This is a genomic window from Sodalis sp. RH19, from assembly GCF_047324215.1.
Taxonomy (GTDB): Bacteria; Pseudomonadota; Gammaproteobacteria; order Enterobacterales; family Enterobacteriaceae; genus Acerihabitans.
Window position 1 is genome coordinate 2,109,171 of the sequence record NZ_CP178734.1, and the last position, 15,150, is coordinate 2,124,320.

A 15,150-nucleotide genomic window follows, 5' to 3' on the forward strand; every position below is an offset into this window, starting at 1 on the left:
TGTCGATAAAGAACGGCTTATGGGGCGACAGCAATGTCGCCCTTTTTATTTGATTCCAATGCTTAACTTCACAAGGCTCATGTATGCATAACTCTGTTTTTGCGTTACCCGTCAAAGAGCAGCTCTCATCCTCCATCAGCTTGCGTCAGATGGATGAACTGCCGGTTATCGTCATCGATCATCCGCGCGTCAAGGCGGCGGTTACCCTGCAGGGCGCCCATCTGGTGGCCTGGCAGCCCGCAGGCGAAGAACCGGTGCTGTGGTTAAGCGACAGCAGCGAATTCAAGGATGGCGTGGCCATTCGCGGCGGCGTGCCCGTCTGCTGGCCCTGGTTCGGCAAGGTAGCCAGTCCCAACCATGGTTTTGCGCGTATCCTGCCCTGGCATCTCGACGTCCATCAGGAAAACGATCAGCAGGTCACCCTGTCCCTCAGCCTGCACGACAGCGCCGTTACCGAGCAATACTGGCCGAAACCCTTTACCCTGACCGCGACATTTGTCCTGGGCCGCACCTGCAGCATCGAACTGGAAGCCAAAGGCGATTTCCAGAACACCGCCGCCCTGCACAGCTATTTTAATATCAAGGATATTAACGACGTCAGCGTAAGCGGACTGGGCAACAGCTATATCGACAAGGTGAACGGCGGCGTTACCGCGCAACAGCAGGGCGACGTCACGTTCAGCGGCGAAGTGGATCGGGTATATACCCACCCGCAGGACATCAGCCTGATTAACGACCGGGGCAATAAACGCGTCATCGAAATCCATCATCACCACTACAGCGACGTGGTAGCCTGGAATCCCGGCGCGGAATTGGCGAAAAAAATCAGCGATATCACGGACGAGGGCTATAAAACCTATGTTTGCGTGGAAACCGCACGCGTCAATAAACCGCTGGTAGCCACGCCGGCCGCCCCCGCGCGCCTGGCGACGGTTATCAGCCTACGTAAAGCCTGACCGCGGCTTACGGCCCCATGGCGGCCAGGGCCGCCCACGCTAAACTGCAGCAAACCTGTTACCGGGAAAGCGTGCCGGTGGGGCCGGGCCGGTCCTCTCGGGTCGTCGCTAAGATCAGACGATATCCAGATGGGTTTTGCGCTGGGGCGCGGGAAACGCGCGATCCAATTCATCAAGGTGCGCCGCGCTCAATACCACCTCCAGCGCCCTGGCATTCTCCTTCACATGCGCCCGGCTTCCCGCCTTGGGAATAGCAATCACCCCCGGACGCCGTATCACCCATGCCAGTAACACCTGGGCCGGCGTAAGCGCCAGTTCGCCGGCGATACGCTGTACCGCCTGATTGTCCATCAACCCGTTACGCAGCTTGCCGGCCTGCGCCAGCGGACAGTATGCCATCACCGGCATTCCCCGTTCCTGGCACCACGGCAGCAGATCGTACTCAATACCGCGCGAGGCCAGATGGTACAACACCTGATCCGTCATACAGGCATCGCCGCCCGGCAGCGACCACAGTTCCTCCATATCCGCCACGTCCAGGTTCGACACGCCCCAACGTTTGATCTTTCCCGCCTGGCGCAGCGTCTCCATGGCGGCGATGGTATCGGACAACGGAATGCCGCCGCGCCAGTGCAATAAATACAGATCAAGATAATCGGTTTGCAGACGGCGCAGGCTGTTTTCGCATGCCGCCTGCGCCTTGGCGCCACCGGCATTCTGCGGATAGACCTTCGACACCAGGAACACCTCTTCGCGCCGGCCCTGTATAGCCCGGCCCACCACGCGCTCCGCGCCGCCGTCGGCGTACATTTCGGCGGTATCAATCAGGCTCAGCCCCAGGTCGAGTCCATACTGCAACGCGCGCGCCTCAGCCTGGATATCGCTGGACCGTTCGCCCATATACCAGGTGCCCTGACCTATCGCGGGCAGGGTATGCCCATCGGGAAAAATCACCTGTTTACTGGCCATAGTTCCTCCTGTTGTATAAAACACCGCGGGCGCACCTGATTGGTGCGCCCGCGCATAAATGCACCCCAATGAAGCATGGTGCGCACCATTTAAAAGCGGTAGGTCATCCCTACCCCGATAAGCGTCGTCGCGCTGGCATTCACCATCGGACTATCTTTCACTTCATCGCTCAACCGGGTATAGCGCGCCATCAGCGAGGCATTCCAGTTTTCGTTCAACGCGTAAACCGCCGTCAGCTCCAGGTACGGCGACCATCCGTCGTCGGCCTGGTATTCCGCCAAGCCGCTGCGCCTGGATTCATGCCGGCTGACGCCATAATAGTAATCGTTCTGGTTATCGCTGGCCCAGTTGGCGCCGATGCCGGGCAACAGGGTCAACCGGTCGAATGTAAAAGGATAAAGATAAGCGAGATCGGCGGTAAATCCATCGCTGTTATCCAGGATATCGCCTAGATAGGATGCGCGAACTATGCCCCATTGCGCCGTATACTTATAGCGCAGCCCCGCCATGGCGGTTCCGCGCCGCTTATCCAACTGCTTCATATAGCCGTAATCATTGTCGCTGGGCTTGAAGCCGAACGGCGAATATTCGGCCGTCAGCGACAGCTGGTTCTGCGCATCCTTCCACAGATAATAGCCGGCGCTCAGGCCTTGCAGGTAGACGCTGTCCCCGTCATAGTTAATGATGGGAAACGGGATTGTTCTGTCGTCGGCGCCTTTATAAGGGCTGGTGGCGTGCAGCGCGGATGCGCCCACGGACCAGGTGCCGGCCATTGCCACCGGGGCGCAGAGGCCCAGGGCTACCGCGAGACTCAGTAAGGATAATGGGTGAGTTTTCACAATGGATGCTTCCCGTAGTGTTAAAAAAACGAACAAACCGCAATATAAACGTGAAGTGTAAAGTAAACCAACGCCGTTTGCCGATTATTTACAGAAAAGAACAATTAACGTCTAAATTATATCCTAATTTTATATACACTATGCCAAAATCGGTCCACAGCCCTACAGGCCGCGCCACACAGGGCTTTGGTAAAAAAACGTTAACTGAGTCATTGATATATCTTAAAAAAAGCGGTAACACATAAATGACATTTGCCAGATGCCAACTAAACTTTATTATAGAGAAAGGTTTTTCCTGAGAGCGGTAACAATAAAGTGCAAACAAAGTTGGCATAGTGGTTGCTGTACTTAGGAGAGATCGATTTTTTCAGGAGCACTAAATACTTATCCTAGCTCCTTTTTAACCTGTGCTAATAACGAAGGACGGGCATCGCTATGAACATATTTGACCAGTATCGTCAGCGCTACGAAGCTGCCAAGGACGAAGAGTTCACACTGCAGGAATTCCTTACCATCTGCCGCCAGGATCGCAGCGCATTCGCCAACGCGGCGGAAAGACTGTTAATGGCCATCGGTGAGCCGGTCATGGTCGACACCGCCCAGGAGCCACCGCTTTCCCGACTGTTTTCCAACCGCGTTATAGCACGCTACCCCGCCTTTGAAGAATTTTACGGCATGGAAGAGGCTATTGAGCAAATCGTGTCATATCTCAGGCACGCGGCCCAGGGACTGGAAGAAAAGAAACAGATCCTGTACCTGCTCGGACCGGTTGGCGGCGGTAAATCTTCCCTGGCCGAGCGTCTCAAGGCGCTGATGCAGCGGGTGCCCATCTACATCCTGAGCGCCAACGGCGAGCGCAGCCCGGTCAACGATCATCCGTTATGCCTGTTCAACCCGCAGGAAGACGCCAACATCCTCGAAAAAGAGTATAGCGTGCCGCGCCGCTATCTCGGCACCATCATGTCGCCGTGGGCGGCCAAACGCCTGCACGAGTTCGGCGGTGATATCACCCGTTTTAAAGTGGTCAAGGTCTGGCCGTCCATTCTAGAGCAGATAGCCATCGCCAAGACCGAACCGGGCGATGAGAACAACCAGGACATCTCCGCCCTGGTAGGTAAAGTCGATATCCGCAAACTGGAGGACCACGCCCAGAACGATCCCGACGCCTATGGCTATTCCGGCGCCCTTTGCCGCTCCAACCAGGGCATCATGGAATTCGTCGAAATGTTCAAGGCGCCGATCAAGGTGCTGCATCCCCTGCTGACCGCCACCCAGGAAGGGAACTATAACGGTACCGAAGGTATCGCCGCGCTGCCGTTCAACGGCATCATTCTCGCCCACTCCAACGAATCGGAATGGGTGCAGTTCCGCAACAATAAAAACAACGAGGCGTTCCTTGACCGTGTCTACATCGTCAAAGTGCCTTATTGCCTGCGGGTTTCGCAGGAAATCAAGATCTACGAAAAACTGTTGGTCAATAGTGAGCTGTCGGAGTCGCCCTGCGCGCCGGGCACGCTGGAAACGCTGGCCCGTTTCTCCATCCTTTCACGGCTGAAAGAACCGGAAAACTCCAGTATCTACTCCAAAATGCGCATCTATGACGGCGAGAGCCTGAAAGATACCGACCCGAAGGCAAAATCCTATCAGGAATACCGTGATTACGCGGGGGTCGACGAAGGCATGAACGGCTTATCCACCCGCTTCGCCTTTAAAATCTTGTCGCGGGTATTCAACTTTGATCACGGCGAGGTAGCGGCTAACCCGGTACACTTATTTTATATCCTGGAACAGCAAATTGAACGCGAGCAGTTTCCGCAGGATATTGCCGAAAAATATCTCGAACATCTCAAGGGTTATTTGATTCCTAAATATGCCGAGTTTATCGGTAAGGAGATTCAAACCGCTTATCTCGAATCCTATTCCGAATATGGTCAAAATATATTTGACCGGTACGTGTCCTATGCCGATTTCTGGATCCAGGACCAGGAATACCGCGATCCTGATACCGGCCAGTTATTCGATCGGGAAGCACTGAATGCGGAATTGGAAAAAATTGAAAAACCGGCGGGCATCAGCAACCCGAAAGATTTCCGTAACGAAATCGTCAACTTCGTGCTGCGGGCCCGCGCCAACAATAACGGACGTAATCCTAACTGGACCAGTTATGAAAAATTGCGCACCGTTATTGAGAAAAAAATGTTCTCCAACACCGAAGAGTTGTTGCCTGTTATTTCATTTAATGCGAAAACATCTACCGATGAGCAGAAAAAACATGACGACTTTGTGGATCGCATGATGGAAAAGGGTTATACCCGCAAACAGGTGCGCCTGTTATGTGAATGGTATCTGCGGGTGAGGAAATCGTCTTGATCGCAGTAGCCGACATTGTCGTCACGCCGCCGCATTTGTGCTGCGGCGTGGCTGGCCGTAGTGGCTTATTGTCGAGGATTTCGGCATAAGTAAAGCTGGTGGACAGTGTCGCCCGGAGGAAATATATGGCCTACTTTATTGACCGACGACTTAACGGCAAGAACAAAAGCATGGTGAACCGCCAGCGCTTTTTACGCCGCTATAAGTCGCAAATCAAACAGTCGATTGCCGGGGCCATCAACAAGCGTTCGGTTACCGATATAGAAAGCGGGGAATCGGTGTCGATTCCCAATACTGATATCAATGAGCCTATTTTCCATCAGGGACGTGGGGGCATGCGCCATCGGGTGCATCCCGGCAACGATCACTTTATCCAGAACGACCGCATTGAGCGTCCGCCCGCGGGCGGGGGCGGCGGCAGCGGCCAGGGCAATGCCAGCCAGGACGGCGAAGGCGAGGATGAATTCGTCTTTCAAATCTCGAAAGACGAATACCTCGACCTGCTGTTTGAGGACCTGGCGCTGCCCAATCTGCAAAAAAACCAGCATAAGCAGCTGAATGAGTACAAGACGCACCGTTCCGGCTATACGTCCACCGGCGTGCCGGCCAATATCAGCGTGGTGCGTTCGCTGCAAAACTCCTTAGTGCGGCGCACCGCCATGACCGCCGGCAAACGCCGCAGCATCCGGGAGCTCGAGGAGGAGCTGGCCATGCTCGCCAACAGCGAGCCGGCCCAATTGCTGGAGGAGGAGCGGATCCATAAGGAGATAGCGGAGCTGCGGCAGAAAATCGCCCGGGTACCGTTTATCGATACTTTTGATTTGCGTTATAAAAATTTCGAAAGGCGCGCCGAACCGTCAAGCCAGGCGGTCATGTTCTGTCTGATGGATGTGTCGGGTTCGATGGATCAGGCCACCAAGGATATGGCGAAGCGGTTTTATATCCTGCTGTATCTGTTTCTCAGCCGGACCTATAAAAACGTCGACGTGGTCTACATCCGTCATCACACCCAGGCCAAGGAAGTGGATGAGCATGAGTTTTTCTACTCCCAGGAAACCGGCGGCACCATTGTCTCCAGCGCGCTGAAGCTGATGGAAGAGGTGGTGAAGGAACGTTATGACCCCGCGCAGTGGAATATCTACGCCGCGCAGGCCTCCGACGGCGATAACTGGGCGGACGATTCGCCGCTGTGCCACGAACTGCTGGCCGGCAAGCTATTGCCGATGGTGCGGTATTATAGCTATATCGAGATCACCCGCCGGGCGCATCAAACCCTGTGGCGGGAATATGAAGATCTGCAGGCCAAATATGACAATTTTGCCATGCAGCATATCCGCGATCAGGAAGATATCTATCCGGTATTCAGGGAATTGTTCCATAAACAGGTTAACGAAAGATAAACGCAACTGTAGGTAAATCAGCCAGACTGCGGTTTTATTCTGGCTGATTTAGGTTTTGCCCCGCCCCGTTGCCACAACGCCCGTTGCCAGGTGTAGCTCCCGCCTCAGTGATGCCCTTCGCGGTAGATTTCGATGCGATCCCGGCCGTTTTGTTTCGCCAGATATAACGCGTTGTCGGCTTTTTTAATTAAGCGCTCATAATCGGGATGGCCGTCGAATATGCACAGGCCGACGCTCACCGTCAGGGTGATATTGCCACCGTCCGCCGGCTGGACCGGCCGCTCCGCGATGCGGTTGCGAATAGTGTTCAGTATGGAAACCGCCTGGCTTTCGGACGTTTCCACAAACAGCAGCATAAATTCCTCCCCGCCGTAACGAAAAACATAATCGCTGCTGCGTACGCTCTCATAGAGGGTCACTGCAATTTTTTTCAGCGCCGCATCCCCGGCATCATGACCAAAGCTGTCGTTAATGCTTTTGAAATAGTCGACATCCAGTATGGCGATGACAAACGGCGTGCCGGAGCGCATCGCCAGGGCGATTTCCCGGCGCAGTATGGTGGGAATAAAGCGCCGGTTCAGCAGATTGGTCAGGGGATCTTTGCCATTTTCAAATTTCGCCAGCTCGTCGAACAGCGTCGCCAGCAGCGTGCTGATCTGCTTTACCTGGTTACGCACGGTGCGAAGCAGGGTGTGGCGCAGTTCCGCTACCGCCACCCGATCGGCGCTGTAGGAGGCAATAAACGCGTCGGCGCCGGCCAACAATCCCTCGATGGCGGCGACTTCGTCAACGGATTCAAACACGTGCCGTCCTTTGTGCTGAAACCACAGCCCGAATTCCGCGTCTGCCAGCGGCACGATCTCCGCCAGGGGAAGACCGGTGGCGATGTTGTAGATAAACTGGTTTTCCCAGTTCAGCAACGCCGCAAGCTGGCGCTCCCGTTCCACATGGACGTTGTCGAGAATGGAGAATAAGCGGAAATTCTCCTTGCCCTTGGTGGTATTTTCATGGGACCGGGAATACGCCGTGGTCATGACTTCGATAGCCATATCCATAGCCAGGGATGAAAAGCGCATGGCGTCGTAACATAAGGCCAAATCGGTAATATCGCGCCGCAGAAGGATATAAAGGGATCTTTTGGCACGTCGGGCGCCGCGCGCCACCAGATCAATGGGGATGCCGATGCGGGCATGCACGTCGCCGACCTTACGCTGGACGCTGATCAATGCCGGCAGATCGGCGGCGGAACTGCTCAATACCGCCTTTAGCCATTGAACCAGCGTGGCATGCAGACGATCCTTGACCTGCTGGCTGGAAAGAAATAGCCGGGCGCTATCATCCCCCAGCATATAATCGTAAAAATCGTCCACCAATAAATCAATATCTTCATTTTTCAATGAAATTAATAGCTTATGTGCGGCCTCGCTGGTGATGGCAATCAAATCCTGCCATTCCTTCACGATCAGCATGTCGTAATATTGCCCGTCAAATTTCATCGGAATTTTTATTCAGTAATTCATTATCAGCGGTAATTTATAGTAACATGAATGAAAAACCCAGGCATGCGCCATAGCATGGGCGCTCCATTCAGACCCCCTTGTCCAGCCGCCGGCCGATGTCGATGATTATCCCGGCACGGCCATGGCATAAAACCCTTTGCGTCGATTTTTAGCCATTATCCCGCGTATTGGACGTGAAATGCCTAAAAACAGCCTTTTGGCAAAAAACGGCTTTGTGGTTGGCGTGAAAGGAGGTAGTTTGAAAGCCCCCTCCATGCATAAACAGCGGCACCCATCACCGCCCGGCAATATTGTCTGGAACAGTAGCCTCATATTTCCGTTCAGGATGAGCGGGAGCCGGCGAAAACAATAAAGGAGAGTTAGGTTGGACAGCAGCACCATCATCAGTTTATTTATTATTGGCTCTATTTTAGTGGGCGGCAGCATCCTGCTGAGTTCCCTCTCTTCCCGTTTGGGTATTCCAATCCTGGTTATTTTCCTGGCCATCGGCATGTTGGCCGGGGTGGACGGTATCGGCGGCATCGGTTTCGATAATTATCCGGTCGCCTACCTCATCAGCAACCTGGCGCTGGCGGTGATATTACTCGACGGCGGCATGCGCACCCGCGCCACCTCGTTTCGCGTGGCGCTGTGGCCCGCGCTGTCGCTGGCGACTGTGGGCGTACTGATTACCGCCGGACTGACCGGCATGGTGGCGGCCTGGCTATTTCACCTCAACCTGATAGAAGGGTTGTTGCTCGGCGCCATCGTCGGTTCCACCGACGCCGCCGCGGTATTCTCGCTGCTGGGCGACAAAGGCCTGAACGAGCGCGTCAACGCCACGCTTGAAATTGAGTCCGGCAGCAATGATCCCATGGCGGTGTTTTTGACCATTACGCTTATCTCGATGATCCAGGGACATGAATCCCATTTAAGCTGGATGTTCCTGGTGCATTTGATCCAGCAGTTCGGCCTGGGGATGTTGTTCGGCCTGGGCGGCGGCTGGCTGCTGCTGCAAACCATTAACCGAATTTCCCTGGCCCCGGGACTGTATCCGCTGCTGGCGGTAAGCGGCGGCATCATGATTTTCTCCCTGACCACGGCGTTGGAAGGCAGCGGCATCCTGGCGGTCTATCTCTGCGGCTTTTTATTGGGCAACCGGCCGATCCGCAACCGACACGGTATTTTGCAAACCTTCGACGGCATGGCCTGGTTAAGCCAGATCGGCATGTTTTTGGTGCTGGGGTTGTTGGTGACGCCCAGCGATTTGTGGATGATTGCGGTGCCGGCGCTGATCTTGTCGCTCTGGCTGATGCTGGTCGCCCGTCCGTTATCCATTTGGGTCGGGTTGCTGCCCTTTCGCAACTTTACCGCCCGGGAGCGGGTGTTTCTCTCCTGGGTGGGACTGCGCGGCGCCGTACCGATCATCCTGGCGGTATTCCCGATGATGGCCGGCCTGGACCACGCGCGCCTGTATTTTAACGTCGCGTTTTTTATCGTATTGATTTCACTTTTGCTGCAGGGAACGTCGCTGGGTTTTGCCGCCAGGCTGGCTAAGGTGGTGGTGCCGCCCACCGCCAAGCCTATCAACCGGGTGGGCATGGATATCCATCCCGAAAATCCCTGGGAACAGTTTATTTACCAGCTTAATGAGGATAACTGGTGTGTCGGCGCCGCGCTGCGCGATATGAAAATGCCCAAGCACACCCGTATCGCCGCGTTGTTTCGCGATAACGTGATGTTGCATCCCACCGGCAACACCCGGTTGAAAGAGGGCGATGTACTGTGCGTTATCGGCCGGGAACGGGATTTGCCGGCGCTGGGCAGGCTGTTCAGCCAGTCGCCGCCGGTGGCGTTGGATCAGCGTTTTTTCGGCGATTTTATTCTCGAGGCCAATGCCAGGCTGGAAGACGTGGCGGCCATCTATGGCCTCGATCTGCATGAGAAAGTGGAACATGAGCTGACGCTGGGCGCCTTTGTGATGCAATTATTGGGCGGCGGCGAACCGGTGGTGGGCGATAACGTCGTCTCGGAAGGATTGGTGTGGACCATCGCCGAAAAAGACGATCAGAAAGTGAGTAAAATCGGTATTAAAATCGCCGAAGAGCAGGTTTAACGGCGCCGCGGCAACGCAAAAACGTCGCCATCTGCCCGGATGGGCCGGTGCCAGCGCCGTCGGCACGGCGGACGGGGGCGTCAATCCAGGGATTCGGTGGCGGCGTAGATTTTGGTCAGCACCTGCATGGCAACCTGGATATCCTGTTCGGTCACGTTTTCCAGGATCTCCTTACCGATGGCATCGGCTTCCATGCGCACTTTTTCGTACAATGCCTTGCCTTCGGCGGTGACCACCAGCAATTTCTTGCGCCGGTCCTGGGCGGTGGGAATGCGCTGAACCAAATCCAGCTTCACCAGGCGGTCTATCATGGAGACGATAGTGGCGCCTTCGACGCCGAGGATCAGCGCCAGTTCGCTTTGCGACAGCGGCGACTGCGCGCCGGCTATCGCCGCCACCGCCACCCAGCTGGCCTGGCTGAGCCCGAGATATTTCAAACGCCGGTCAATCGCCATGCGCAATGCCCTGGAAGTCAAATGCAACAATTTGGAAAAACTTTTATATTCCGTTTTCATAAAGGCGGGTAACAACATCAGAAACAATGTGACAAAAATTATCATATATTAGCCTGGATGACCATTTTTCCTCTTTCCTTGCCCGCCGGCTGCCCCTATTCTTAAGCTCGTTCTTAATATGTGGTTATAGATGCGAAAATTTCTGCTGCTGTTGCTGTCATTAGTATTGCTGGGTCCGCTGGGTATCGATCTCTATTTGCCCGTGATCCCGGGCATCGCCAAAGGACTGGGTACTCCGGAGTCCCTGATCCAGTCCACTATCCCGCTGTTTATCCTGGTCATGGGCGTCGGTCAGCTGCTTACCGGCCCCCTGGTGGATTATTTCGGCCGCCGGCCCATGGCGCTGGCGGGCGTGGCGCTGTACGGCCTGGGGGCCGCCATGGCGGCCCTGGCCCAACTGCCCGCGGTGTTCCTGTGCTCGCGGGTGTTGCAGGGCCTGGCGGTATGCTGTACCACCGTCGCCTTGTTCAGCTGCGTGCGCGACCGGCTCAACGGCGACGACGCGGCCCGCGCCTTCAGCTTCCTGAACGGCACGCTGAATATCGTGCCGGCGCTGGCCCCGCTGGCCGGCGGGCTGCTGGCCGAGTGGTTCGGCTGGCGCGCGCCCTTCTGGGCGCTGACTGCTTATGCCCTGGTGGTGCTGGCGTTGATTGCCCGGGGATTGCCGGAAACGCGCCCGGGCAATACCCTGCGCCGCCTGGGCCTGCCGGTGAACGCCTATCTGGCGATCCTCGGTCAGCGGCGGTTTCGGGTGTTTTCCCTGGTCAATACCGGCGCCATGGCGATGGCGCTGACCTATGTGTCGCTTTCATCCCAGGTGCTGATGGGGGTGGCCCACTTGACGCCGCTGCAGTTTTCGCTGGCCTTCGGCGCCAATGGGGGCTGGATTATGCTGGTCAGCGTCATCGCCAACCGGGTGATCCGCAAAGCGGGCCGCCCCGCCTGCCTGACCATCGGTACCCTGCTGATGGGTCTGGGCAGCCTGACGTTACTGACCAGCGTCGCCTGGACGCCGCTGATATGGCAAACCCACTGGCTGAGCTATATGCTGCCGGTGGCGATAGCCTGTTCCGGACTGGCCTTTCTGTTGGGCCCCGCCGCCAGCTACGCGCTGGAGCCGTATCCCGACCAGGCGGGCGTGGCGGCCGCGCTGAACGGCTTTGTCCAGATGGCGGGCGCGGCCGCCATCAGCCTGGCGTTTATCGCCCTGCCGCTGCCGCCGCGCCTGTCGCTGTCGTTGGTGATGTTATTGGGCGCGGTATTTGCCGGCCTCGCCCGCCTGCATACCCGGCGCTTGTCGGGGAGGCTGACGTCATTGCAGCAATAGCACCGGCGGCGGCGGCCCCGCCGCGCGCTCGTCAGGCCATTTTCGGCTCCACGCCCGCCCTGAAATTGCCGTCATAGCGGGCGACCGATAAATCGTCATAGGGAATCTCCGGCCGCGCGCCGCTGATGATATCCGCCAGCAGCCGCCCCGACCCGCAGGCCATGGTCCAGCCGAGCGTGCCGTGTCCGGTGTTGAGATACAGGTTTTTCACCGGCGTGGCCCCGACGATGGGCGTGCCGTCCGGCGTCATCGGGCGCAGTCCGGTCCAGAATGTGGCCTGTTCGATATGGCCGCCGAACGGAAAAAGATCGCGCACCACCATTTCCAGCGTGTCGCGCCGGGCTTTTTCCAGGCCGGTGTTGAAACCGACGATTTCCGCCATGCCGCCCACCCGGATACGCCGATCAAAGCGGGTGACGGCTATTTTATAGGTTTCATCCAGGACCGTGGATACCGGCGCGCCCTGTTCATCGGCCAGGGGGATGGTCAGCGAATAGCCCTTCAGCGGATAGACGGGTATGTCGATCAGATCGCGCAGCATGGCGGTGGAATACGAACCCAGCGCCATCACATACGCATCGGCCTGCAGCAGCTCGCCGTCGCAGACGACCCCGGCCACCAGGTTGCCGGTGCGCATCAGGCCGGTAATAGAGCAATTATACTGAAATTCAACGCCCTGCGCGGCGGCCATGGCGGCCAGACGCTGGGTAAACAGCTGGCAATCGCCGGTTTCATCGTTAGGCAGCCGCAGCCCGCCGCTAAGCTTATGGGCCACGCCCGCCAGCGCCGGTTCGACGCCGGCCAGCTGATGGGCTTCCAGCAGGGCGAAAGGGACGCCTTCATCGCGCAGCACGGCGATATCCCTGGCGGCGGCGGCATACTGCTGGTCGGTGCGAAACAGCTGCAGCGTGCCGCCCTGGCGGCCTTCATAGGCGATACCGGTTTCGTCGCGCAGCGCCTTGAGGCAATCACGGCTGTATTCCGCCAGGCGCACCATGCGGCTTTTATTAATATAATAATGGTGGCTGTCGCAGTTACGCAGCATTTGCCACATCCAGCGCAACTGGTGATCGCTGGCTTTCAGCCGGATAGCCAGCGGCGCATGGCGCTGAAACATCCATTTTATAGCCTTTAACGGTACGCCCGGCGCGGCCCATGGCGCGGCATAACCGGGGGAAATCTGTCCGGCGTTGCCGGCGCTGGTTTCCTGCGCCGGTCCGGGCTGCCGGTCAAGCACCCGCACTTCATGCCCCGCCCGGGCAAGATACCACGCGCTTGCCACGCCGATAACGCCACTACCCAGAATGATGACCCGCATGATTATCCAATCCTATGGCGCCCATTGCGCAGCACAATAATAATGTAGTAGGGGAGAAAAAACGGTTAACCGGCCAGCGTTTCCTTGGCCGGCGCAAGCCGCGACATTGCTGTTAGCCCATCCTAAAATACTCAGCCGTGGGGTTATTTCAAGGGCAATACGCCATTAACCGGGGATAATCGCGCCGGGATTAAATTTGGCGCGGCGCCTGCGTCATTTTCATCTTGCACTAGGATTAATTATAAGCCAGCATGATGAAGTGCTGTCTGTAACGATGAGGTGCGCTGATGACGATTTCTCTTGACGAAAGTTTTAAGGATACCACTTGTCTTAGCGATGGACCCGACTGGACATTTGAGCTGCTGCAGGATTATCTGGACGAGATCGACCGGGTGGCGAAGCTTTATCGGCTGGACACCTACCCCCACCAGATAGAAGTGATCACCTCCGAGCAAATGATGGACGCCTATTCCAGCGTCGGCATGCCGATTAATTATACCCATTGGTCGTTCGGCAAAAAATTTATCGAGACTGAACAACGTTACAAACAGGGCCAGCAAGGGCTGGCGTATGAAATTGTCATTAACTCCAACCCTTGTATTGCCTATTTGATGGAAGAAAATACCATGACCATGCAGGCGCTGGTCATGGCGCATGCGTGTTACGGCCATAATTCTTTTTTCAAAAATAACTATTTATTCCGCAGTTGGACCGATGCCAGCTCCATCGTCGATTATCTCATCTTCGCCCGCGGCTATATTACCAAATGCGAGGAACGCTACGGCGTCGAGCAGGTGGAGCAACTGCTCGATTCCTGCCATGCGCTGATGAACCACGGCGTCGATCGTTATAAACGTCCGCAGAAAATCTCGCTGCAGGAAGAAAAATCGCGGCAAAAGAGCCGCGAGGAGTATTTGCAAAGCCAGGTTAACGAACTGTGGCGCACCCTGCCCCGGCGCGAAAAAGAAGAGTTGCCGGCCCAGGCCAGCCGCTATCCCCATGAGCCGCAGGAAAACCTGCTGTACTTTATGGAGAAAAACGCCCCGCTGCTCGAGCCCTGGCAGCGTGAGATCCTGCGCATCGTGCGCAAGGTCAGCCAATATTTTTATCCGCAGAAACAAACCCAGGTAATGAACGAAGGCTGGGCCACCTTCTGGCACTACACCATTCTTAACCATCTCTATGATGAGAAAAAAGTCACCGATCGTTTTATGCTGGAGTTTCTGCACAGCCACACCAACGTCGTCTACCAGCCGCCCTATAACAGTCCGTATTACAGCGGCATCAACCCTTATGCGTTAGGGTTCGCCATGTTCCAGGATATCAAACGCATCTGCCAGTCGCCGACGGACGAAGATAAGCACTGGTTCCCGGATATCGCCGGCAGCGACTGGCTGGAGACCTTGCATTTCGCCATGCATAATTTCAAGGATGAGAGTTTTATCAGCCAGTTCCTGTCGCCGAAAATCATGCGCGATTTCCGTTTGTTTACGGTATTGGATGACGACCACAATAATTATCTGGAAATTGCCGCCATTCATAACGAGGAGGGCTACCGGGCCATACGTCAGGAGCTTTCATCGCAATATAACCTGAGCAACCTGGAGCCGGATATCCAGATTTGGAATGTCGATCTGCGCGGCGACCGCTCGTTGACACTGCGCTATACGCCGCAAAACCGCGCGCCGCTGGCTAAAAGCCGGCGCGAGGTGATGAAGCATATTCATCGGCTGTGGAGTTTTGATGTCTATATGGAACAGGTCAATGACGATGGCAATATTGAGTTGATTGAACGCTGTCCGCCGCGGTCTATACCGCTGTGATGGCATGGGCGCCGTCTT

General features: G+C 56.2%; 11 protein-coding genes. 6 read left to right on the forward strand and 5 right to left on the reverse strand.

Annotated elements, in window-relative coordinates; all coding sequences use genetic code 11:
* Nucleotides 1-83 precede the first annotated feature (83 nt).
* Entirely contained in the window at nucleotides 84-956 is an 873-nt protein-coding gene (locus ACL2XF_RS09475) for a D-hexose-6-phosphate mutarotase (protein ID WP_410015265.1), read from the forward strand.
* Between the two features lie 114 nt (nucleotides 957-1,070).
* Here the strand turns inward: ACL2XF_RS09475 and ACL2XF_RS09480 are convergent, their stop codons facing one another.
* Nucleotides 1,071-1,925 (reverse strand): aldo/keto reductase, encoded by an 855-nt coding sequence (locus ACL2XF_RS09480; RefSeq protein WP_413722772.1) that lies wholly within the window; start codon nucleotides 1,923-1,925, stop codon nucleotides 1,071-1,073.
* A gap of 89 nt (nucleotides 1,926-2,014) precedes the next feature.
* Nucleotides 2,015-2,764 carry a MipA/OmpV family protein gene (locus tag ACL2XF_RS09485; protein WP_410015267.1) on the reverse strand — a complete coding sequence of 250 codons (750 nt, stop codon included), beginning with the start codon at nucleotides 2,762-2,764 and terminating at the stop codon, nucleotides 2,015-2,017.
* A 435-nt stretch (nucleotides 2,765-3,199) separates the two neighbouring features.
* Here ACL2XF_RS09485 and ACL2XF_RS09490 point away from each other — a divergent pair, with 435 nt between their 5' ends.
* Nucleotides 3,200-5,134, forward strand: coding sequence for a PrkA family serine protein kinase (locus tag ACL2XF_RS09490; protein WP_410015268.1), 1,935 nt, complete (start codon nucleotides 3,200-3,202; stop codon nucleotides 5,132-5,134).
* Nucleotides 5,135-5,259: 125 nt separating this feature from the next.
* Complete coding sequence (locus tag ACL2XF_RS09495) at nucleotides 5,260-6,534, forward strand: YeaH/YhbH family protein (protein WP_410015269.1); 1,275 nt, start codon at nucleotides 5,260-5,262, stop codon at nucleotides 6,532-6,534.
* Nucleotides 6,535-6,638: 104 nt separating this feature from the next.
* On the opposite strand, the gene ACL2XF_RS09500 is transcribed toward ACL2XF_RS09495, so the two are convergent.
* Nucleotides 6,639-8,030 (reverse strand): diguanylate cyclase, encoded by a 1,392-nt coding sequence (locus ACL2XF_RS09500; protein ID WP_413728495.1) that lies wholly within the window; start codon nucleotides 8,028-8,030, stop codon nucleotides 6,639-6,641.
* 388 nt (nucleotides 8,031-8,418) lie between these two features.
* Between ACL2XF_RS09500 and ACL2XF_RS09505 the strand changes: the two genes are divergently transcribed.
* Nucleotides 8,419-10,149, forward strand: coding sequence for a potassium/proton antiporter (locus ACL2XF_RS09505; RefSeq protein ID WP_410015271.1), 1,731 nt, complete (start codon nucleotides 8,419-8,421; stop codon nucleotides 10,147-10,149).
* 80 nt (nucleotides 10,150-10,229) lie between these two features.
* On the opposite strand, the gene ACL2XF_RS09510 is transcribed toward ACL2XF_RS09505, so the two are convergent.
* Nucleotides 10,230-10,664 carry a MarR family winged helix-turn-helix transcriptional regulator gene (locus tag ACL2XF_RS09510; protein WP_410016557.1) on the reverse strand — a complete coding sequence of 145 codons (435 nt, stop codon included), beginning with the start codon at nucleotides 10,662-10,664 and terminating at the stop codon, nucleotides 10,230-10,232.
* A gap of 130 nt (nucleotides 10,665-10,794) precedes the next feature.
* On the opposite strand from ACL2XF_RS09510, the gene ACL2XF_RS09515 reads away from it, so the two are divergent.
* Complete coding sequence (locus ACL2XF_RS09515) at nucleotides 10,795-11,991, forward strand: multidrug effflux MFS transporter (RefSeq protein WP_413722770.1); 1,197 nt, start codon at nucleotides 10,795-10,797, stop codon at nucleotides 11,989-11,991.
* A gap of 31 nt (nucleotides 11,992-12,022) precedes the next feature.
* Here the strand turns inward: ACL2XF_RS09515 and ACL2XF_RS09520 are convergent, their stop codons facing one another.
* Nucleotides 12,023-13,309: a D-amino acid dehydrogenase gene (locus tag ACL2XF_RS09520; protein ID WP_413728496.1), complete on the reverse strand. Its 1,287-nt coding sequence runs from the start codon at nucleotides 13,307-13,309 to the stop codon at nucleotides 12,023-12,025.
* A gap of 287 nt (nucleotides 13,310-13,596) precedes the next feature.
* On the opposite strand from ACL2XF_RS09520, the gene ACL2XF_RS09525 reads away from it, so the two are divergent.
* Entirely contained in the window at nucleotides 13,597-15,132 is a 1,536-nt protein-coding gene (locus ACL2XF_RS09525; RefSeq protein WP_410015274.1) for a SpoVR family protein, read from the forward strand.
* The last annotated feature ends 18 nt before the right edge of the window (nucleotides 15,133-15,150 follow it).

What these genes read in the sequence shown, in the direction of transcription:
- ACL2XF_RS09495 (WP_410015269.1), top strand. Translation starts at nt 5,260, where the DNA reads ATGGCCTACTTTATTGACCGACGACTTAACGGCAAGAACAAAAGCATG.
- ACL2XF_RS09475 (WP_410015265.1), top strand. Translation starts at nt 84, where the DNA reads ATGCATAACTCTGTTTTTGCGTTACCCGTCAAAGAGCAGCTCTCATCC.
- ACL2XF_RS09510 (WP_410016557.1), bottom strand. Translation starts at nt 10,664, where the DNA reads ATGAAAACGGAATATAAAAGTTTTTCCAAATTGTTGCATTTGACTTCC.
- ACL2XF_RS09490 (WP_410015268.1), top strand. Translation starts at nt 3,200, where the DNA reads ATGAACATATTTGACCAGTATCGTCAGCGCTACGAAGCTGCCAAGGAC.
- ACL2XF_RS09525 (WP_410015274.1), top strand. Translation starts at nt 13,597, where the DNA reads ATGACGATTTCTCTTGACGAAAGTTTTAAGGATACCACTTGTCTTAGC.
- ACL2XF_RS09515 (WP_413722770.1), top strand. Translation starts at nt 10,795, where the DNA reads ATGCGAAAATTTCTGCTGCTGTTGCTGTCATTAGTATTGCTGGGTCCG.
- ACL2XF_RS09500 (WP_413728495.1), bottom strand. Translation starts at nt 8,030, where the DNA reads ATGAAATTTGACGGGCAATATTACGACATGCTGATCGTGAAGGAATGG.
- ACL2XF_RS09480 (WP_413722772.1), bottom strand. Translation starts at nt 1,925, where the DNA reads ATGGCCAGTAAACAGGTGATTTTTCCCGATGGGCATACCCTGCCCGCG.
- ACL2XF_RS09520 (WP_413728496.1), bottom strand. Translation starts at nt 13,309, where the DNA reads ATGCGGGTCATCATTCTGGGTAGTGGCGTTATCGGCGTGGCAAGCGCG.